Annotated in this window: 4 protein-coding genes; 1 reads left to right on the top strand and 3 read right to left on the bottom strand. The window is 34.1% G+C overall.

Going from position 1 to position 4,127, the window contains the following annotated elements; genetic code table 11:
* Nucleotides 1-722 (top strand): GNAT family N-acetyltransferase (locus VFS71_RS02585; protein WP_326399208.1); only part of this gene is annotated, 722 nt, incomplete at its 5' end.
* 168 nt (nt 723-890) lie between these two features.
* Here the strand turns inward: VFS71_RS02585 and VFS71_RS02580 are convergent.
* The 3 genes from VFS71_RS02580 to VFS71_RS02570 form a co-directional block, all read right to left on the bottom strand.
* Nucleotides 891-1,616 (bottom strand): superoxide dismutase, encoded by a 726-nt coding sequence (locus VFS71_RS02580; protein ID WP_326399207.1) that lies wholly within the window; start codon nt 1,614-1,616, stop codon nt 891-893.
* A gap of 243 nt (nt 1,617-1,859) precedes the next feature.
* Nucleotides 1,860-2,813 (bottom strand): Fic family protein, encoded by a 954-nt coding sequence (locus VFS71_RS02575; protein WP_326399206.1) that lies wholly within the window; start codon nt 2,811-2,813, stop codon nt 1,860-1,862.
* 279 nt (nt 2,814-3,092) lie between these two features.
* Nucleotides 3,093-3,662, bottom strand: a complete 570-nt coding sequence (locus VFS71_RS02570) for a dihydrofolate reductase family protein (protein WP_326399205.1) — start codon at nt 3,660-3,662, stop codon at nt 3,093-3,095.
* Between the last annotated feature and the right edge of the window lie 465 nt (nt 3,663-4,127).

Here is a 4,127-nt window from a genome sequence, read left to right as displayed (position 1 = left end):
GCCAATTGCCCAAATCCGTTGTAGTAACTGTTAGTCGTAGTTTTCTTATATTTGTTTATAATTTTATTTCTCTTCGAATGCACGAAAATATTTCAAAAGATAGTATCGAAAAATGGCTAAAAGGATGGTCATTATCGCGCGAATTGCCCTTACCGACAAAGTTTAAATCAGGTTTTAAAGTTGATGTTGGCTACGAAAAACAAAAGGTTCGTTACGTTTTTCCTAATCTAAACGAAGATTTCATAGAATTAGCAAACTCAATTGTTGAACCTTGGTTCTTTTTAAAAGTTTGCGCTACACCGGATGCACTGAAAAATTTATTACCGCCAAGATGGGTTATTCAACCTCAAGGTTATATAATGACTTCTTCTCAACGGATGATAGATAAATCAGTAAATTTACGCGACGAATATAAAATGGAATTTGAGGAATACAATTCCACTACCGTTATAAAAATAATTGCACCGAATGGAGATTTAGCTGCAACTGGAAGAGTTGTTTTAGTAGATGATTTAGCGATTTATGATAGAATTTATACAGATGTTAATCATAAAAGAAAAGGGCTTGCTACAGTTTTAATGAAAGAGCTTGAAAAAATAGCATTATCAAAAGAAATTTATGGAAATTTTTTAGTTGCAACAGAGGAGGGCAAATTATTATATAAATCTTTAGGTTGGGACCTTTCTTGTTTATATACATCAGTTGTGATTCCTGGTCATTAATGCTTTTTGATACACGGTTAAAATTAAGGCTAAAGCCCCGGGGCTTTGAGCTGGTGGGACTTTTATTACTTTAGTTTCAATTTTGACTGAAGTCAAATATACAAAAAGAACTTTCAGTTAAACACTACTCTCCCACTTGCTTAAAACCCTTGTTAGCGATTCGGCTTTTTATCTTATAAGTTTAATGGCATCTTCTAATCGTTGTGCTACGTTGTCCCAGTTGATGATGTTGAACAAATTGTCTACAAAGTCAGTCCTTTTGTTTTTATATTTTAGGTAATACGAATGTTCCCAAACGTCAATGACCAACAAAGGAATTACACCCCACTGCGTCAATTTTTCGTGATTTTCACATTGTAAAATGGTTAACTTGTCTGTATATGGCTGATAACCCAAAATTCCCCAACCATTTCCGTCAACGTCTTTGGATGTTTTGGCGAGATACATTTTTAATTTATCGTAACTACCAAAATCCTTTTCAATTCGTTTGAGCAATTCACCTTTGGGATCGGATGTTTTATTGGTAAGATTTGTCCAAAAAATAGAATGAAGAATATGTGATGAAAGATGAAAGGCTAATTTCTTTGTCCAATAGTCAACTGTTTCAAAGTTGTTTTCTTCCAAAGCTCTTTTTATCATCTGTTGATCTTTGTTTGCTCCTTTTACAGCTCCACCATGATGAAAGGTATAATGTAGATATAAAGTTTCTTCGTCCATATATGGCTCTAAATGATTATTCGCATAGGTCAAAGGTTGGTGAATGAAATTACCGTCCTTGTCAACTAATTTATCAATGTTGTTCACCGTAAGGTTTTGAGCAAATGCAGATGTTATCGGAAGAATTGTCGCTCCGCCAAGCATCAGTCCTGTTTTGAGAAAATCTTTTCTATCCATATTATATATTTGCCAATGTTATGATTCTCGTTTTTTAAGCTGACCGCCAACGTTCTGGTACTACAGCGGGTGTGGGACTAAATTAAGCCCTATTTTCGGATTTGCCACCCGAGCGATAGCGAACAGGCAAAGTAAATCATCCCAAATACAATCCGAGGCTGAAAGCCGAACCGGCCGGAGGCAAACCAACTTCCCATTAAGCCCATTGCCCAAATCCGTTGTAGTAGCTGTTAGCAACAGTAATTATTTTAAGATATATTTCGTTCTATTAAGATTTCCAACACTTTCAAACATATTCATTTCTATTCCTTTTTTTAAGTCTCTACTTGCAGTTGCAGATGATAAATCCTTAAATATGTTCATATAGTCTTTTCGGTTAAATTCTTTGATACCAAGCTTAAAAAAATACTCTAGTCGATCAATATCTTTTAAAATTCTATTATTGTAGCTAAGTAAGTTTTCTAATGATTTGTCAATAACTTCAAGCATATATTCAATAAAGTATGTTGACTTTCCAGATTTATCACTTAATGCTAACGATTTATAGTATTCATTTTGGGTTTTACTAATTAATGTTTCGAATGGCAAAAATTCAAAAACTGGATATTCAGTCATTAGAATTAAGGTTTGCCATAGCCTTCCCATTCTGCCATTTCCATCTAAAAAGGGATGAATAAATTCCATTTCGTAATGAAACACACAGCTTTTTATTAATGTTAATTCCTCAGAATCTTTCAGATACTCAAATAAATCTTTCATTAAGTAAGGTACATTCTCAAAAGGTGGAGCGATGTGTTCAACTTTTGTACCTTTGACTATTCCAACTCCTTGTTTTCTATATTTTCCAGCACTTTCTATTAATCCATTCATTAATTGAAAATGTGCTTTTAAAAAACTTTTGTCTGATGAAAATTTAAATTCCTCTAGTTTTTCATAAACCTTAATGGCGTTTAAAACTTCCAATACATCTTTTTCAGGACCTATTACTCTCTTGTTTTCAATCAATGCTGTTATTTGTTCTTCAGATAATGTATTGCCTTCAATTTGTAAAGAAGAATGAATTGTTTTAATTCTATTCTGTTTACAAAGTTGAGGAGATTGTTTGCTGAGATAATTTGCATTCACTTCTCCAATTTTTTCTGAAATTGAACTTATCAGCTTTAGAATTTTTTGGGTTATGTCGTAAGGCGGTTTCATTGATGCTATCATTTGATACTATCAAAAGTAATTCTTTTTTACCAAGTGTCAAAATTATTGTTGTTAACGTTCTGGTACTACAGCGGGTTTGGCCTTTAATTAAGCCCATTCTTAGGATTTGCCACCCGAGCGATAGCGAACAGGCTAAGCAAATCATCCCAAATACAGAATAAACTTTCCATTAAGCCAATTGCCCAGATCCGCTGTAGTGGCTGTTATCCGGTCAGCTTTCTTGTCGTTCTTTTAGTGTTTGCGTCTCTAAAAACATTTTCAAAGTTGTCAATCTTTATTGTTTGAATATTTTAGGATTATTCCACCTGTCAAAAGTTGCAGTGTTGAAATGAGAGACAAATTATTAGGAGCAATTCCTTGTCTGAATAGCGGTCGTCCATTGCCTAAAATGACTGGTGCAATGCCAATACGATATTCGTCAAATAGGTTGTCTTTTATAAATGTCTCTGAAAGGTCTGCACTACCGAAAACATAAATATCCTTACCGCCTTCGGCTTTTAGTTTCTGAATTTCGTCAGAAGCATTTTCACTAATGATTCTCGTGTTATTCCATTCAGCAGATTTCAAAGTCTTTGAAAAAACAAGTTTAGGGATGCTATTCATCAGTTTAGCAACTTCTTGTTCCGTAGTTTCGGCTTCTGCCTTAGTCCAATAAGCAGCCATCCCTTCATATGTCACACGTCCAAACACCAAGTAGTCTGCAGATTTTAATTGTTCAATACTCAGTTTTTCAAGTTCCGGTCCCCAAACAACATTATGAAATGATAAGTCCCAATTTTGATTTCCTTCAAAATAACCGTCAAGAGTAATCACGTTCCACATTATAAGTTTTCTCATTCAGTTTCCTTTATTGTCAATTGTTGTGTCGTCCTTTAAGCTGCCGCATAACGTTCTGGTACTACAGCGGGTTTGGGACTAAATTAAGCCCATTCTTCGGATTTGCCACCCGAGCGATAGCGAATAGACGAAGTAAATCATCCCAAATACAAAATCAACTTCCCATTAAGCCTATTGCCCAAATCCGTTGTAGTAGCTGTTATGTGATGTTGCGACACGCAAAATAATTACGAAACCTTTCATTACTAACATTATAAGCTCTTTTTTTGTTGATAACTGTTTTTGGCTATTCTCGATATCGAAATTCTTTTTATTAAATTTGACTATAACAAAATATGTGATGTCGCATATTACTAAACAAATGCATTATGAGCAGTACTAAAAAGACCATAATTAAGTTTACAAGCAAACGAGTTTCTTTCGAGTATCTTTCAACAGTAACAAATTCTACTAATTCAAAAGAAA

It is taken from the genome of Flavobacterium sp. (assembly GCF_035760125.1).
GTDB lineage: Bacteria > Bacteroidota > Bacteroidia > Flavobacteriales > Flavobacteriaceae > Flavobacterium.
The sequence above is the reverse complement of the archived record's forward strand: the minus strand, read 5'-3'. Positions and strand labels throughout refer to the sequence as shown.

Bases quoted from the DNA above. Each gene is read 5' to 3' on its own strand.
- VFS71_RS02580 (WP_326399207.1), bottom strand. From the start codon at position 1,616: ATGGATAGAAAAGATTTTCTCAAAACAGGACTGATGCTTGGCGGAGCG.
- VFS71_RS02575 (WP_326399206.1), bottom strand. From the start codon at position 2,813: ATGAAACCGCCTTACGACATAACCCAAAAAATTCTAAAGCTGATAAGT.
- VFS71_RS02570 (WP_326399205.1), bottom strand. From the start codon at position 3,662: ATGAGAAAACTTATAATGTGGAACGTGATTACTCTTGACGGTTATTTT.